The organism is Myxococcus sp. AM011 (assembly GCF_013372595.1).
GTDB classification, from domain to species: Bacteria; Myxococcota; Myxococcia; order Myxococcales; family Myxococcaceae; genus Myxococcus; species Myxococcus eversor.
Map to the genome: position 1 here is coordinate 1 of NZ_JABXEM010000518.1, position 2,125 is coordinate 2,125.

The following is a 2,125-nucleotide window of genomic DNA, read 5'->3' on the forward strand; positions in this document are numbered from 1 at the left end:
TCTTCGAGGGCCTCGGCCACCGTGCGGCCCGAGGCGTCGCCGGGCACCCGACGCGGGTGGGCCACCTCGTCCACCCAGCGCGTCAGCTGCCGGTTGAGGTCGTCGAGGCCATGGAAGCTGCGCGCGGCGAAGAAGGAGTCGCGCAGGTAGCGGATGGTGCGCTCCACCTTGCCCTTCTCGTTGCCGCGGTAGGGGGCGCAGGGTTTGGGGGCGAAGTGGTAATGCCCGGCGGCCTCCAGCACGCGGGGGTGGAATCGAATGGCGTCTCCGGCCCGCTCCAGCACGACGGACTTCAGGGTGTCGTAGAGGAGGCTGCGAGGCACGCCCCCCAGCGCCTCGAAGGCCTGGACGTGGCCCTGAAGGAAGCACTCCATCGTCTGCCCCAGGAAGAATCTGGCGTACATGGCACGCGAGTGGCCCAGCACCAGCACGAAGCAGGAGAGCGTCCGGGTGGCCCGCCCCACCTGCACCTTGCCGAAGCTGCCCCAGTCCACCTGGGCCTCTTCCCCCGGCAGGGTGCAGCGGCGCAGGAAGGCCTCGGCCTGGGGCCCCGGGCGCACCCGCCGCACGTAGCGCTTCACCTGCTCGTAGCCGCCCGGGTAGCCCCGGGCCTTCACCATGTGCAACAGGCGCGTGGCCCTCAGGCGCGGGTGGGCCTTGAGCGTGGCGTCGATGAAGTCCGTGTAGGGGCCCAGCACGTGGGCTTCGCCGTGCGGGTGTCGACAGGGGCCACCTGCGTCTCCTCGAGAGCCGCCTCCACGGTGTCATGGTGCAGGCCCAGCTGCGTGGCGATGGTGCCCACCGGCCAGTGCTCCGCGTAGTGCAGCCGGCGGATGCGGGCGCGTACCTCCGGGCAATCATCCGCGCACCTCCTCACGCAAGGACGCGTCGCCAACGTGGGCCCACTCTCGTGCGCGCCAGGGTGGTGTGGCGGAGGAAGGGACTGGGGCGCCCACAGGACGTGCAGGCGGGAGAGGACGGTGATGCATACGCGGGTGGCCTCGCTGCGCTCGGCTTCGCGGCCTCCTGCGTGGAGGCCTGGGCCGGCGCGGACCGCACCGTCGCCTCCAGGGCTACTGGCGCGGGAGCCTGATGCGTCACTTTCCTGCGTCGCTCCCGGTACGCAGCCTGGCGCGCGGCGTGGGCGTGCCGCCCGGCCGCATGCACCGACTCAGCACGCGCTCTGCTGCTCGCACTCGACGCCGAGGTCTCTCCCCGGCACCTGGCGTTCATCGAGTCAGGCCGGAGTGCCCCCAGCCAAGACATGGTCATCCGACTGGCGGGGGCGCTGACGCTGGGTCTGCGCGAGCGCAACGCATTGCTCGTCGCCGCGGGTTACGCGCCAGTGTTTGGTGAGAGTGATTGGAACAGTGAGGAGCTGAGGGAAATCCGCCAGGCCGCTGCGATAATTCTCAGAGCACACGACCCATACCCCGCGCTCGTCCTCGACGCCGCGTCCACGGTGCTCGACGCCAACGCCGGGGCGCTCACGATGATGGGACAGGAGCGGGACGCCCTTGGGCGAATCAACCTGATGGACCTGGTCTTTGCTCCGGGCCCCGTCCGCTCGGCGATAGGGAACTGGGACGAGGTGGCTGGCTATCTCCTCCAGCGGCTCCGGGAGAACGCACGTCTGCGCGGTCCACGCTCCGAGGTCTCACGGGTGCTGAAGCGAGTGCTCGACCTCCCCGGAGCCCGTGCGATTCCCCCTTCAATGCCTGGTCGCGGAGGGGCCGTTCTGATTCCGCTGACTTTCGAGGTCGACGGAATCGCCACCCAGTGGTTCACGACCGTCACGAGCTTTGGTGCTCCGCTCCATGCATTGGCCGAGGAAATCACCATCGAGCAGTTCTACCCGCGCTGACTCTGGGCCAGTCGCAAGGGAAAGCCGCGGGGCTGCGCACGCCGCACCCACCGGCCCTGCAGCGCCAGGCGCGAGAGGCCCTGGGCCAGGCATTGGGGAAAGGGCAGCTGCGGGTGACGCTGGGCTTGGTGGTGGGGCTGGGAGAGGCGGTGCGGGCGCACCAGCAGCTCGAGTCACGCGCGACGGTGGGCAAGGTGGTGCTGCGGGTGCCCTGAAAGCCAGGCGCGGGCTACCGGGCACGAAAGAGGCGCCTCGAGTCCC

3 protein-coding genes are annotated in these 2,125 nt (G+C 70.1%); 2 read left to right on the forward strand and 1 reads right to left on the reverse strand.

Annotation, left to right across the window (positions count from 1 at the left end; all coding sequences use genetic code 11):
- On the reverse strand, window positions 1-698 hold a 698-nt coding region (istA, locus tag HUW62_RS46915), incomplete at its 3' end, for an IS21 family transposase (protein WP_368670659.1).
- A 488-nt stretch (window positions 699-1,186) separates the two neighbouring features.
- On the opposite strand from istA, the gene HUW62_RS46920 reads away from it, so the two are divergent.
- Both HUW62_RS46920 and HUW62_RS50240 read left to right on the forward strand, forming a co-directional pair.
- Window positions 1,187-1,864 carry a helix-turn-helix domain-containing protein gene (locus HUW62_RS46920; protein WP_368670660.1) on the forward strand — a complete coding sequence of 226 codons (678 nt, stop codon included), beginning with the start codon at window positions 1,187-1,189 and terminating at the stop codon, window positions 1,862-1,864.
- Window positions 1,780-2,079: a zinc-binding dehydrogenase gene (locus HUW62_RS50240; RefSeq protein WP_176438156.1), complete on the forward strand. Its 300-nt coding sequence runs from the start codon at window positions 1,780-1,782 to the stop codon at window positions 2,077-2,079. The genes HUW62_RS46920 and HUW62_RS50240 overlap by 85 nt, the downstream gene beginning before the upstream one ends.
- Window positions 2,080-2,125 lie beyond the last annotated feature (46 nt).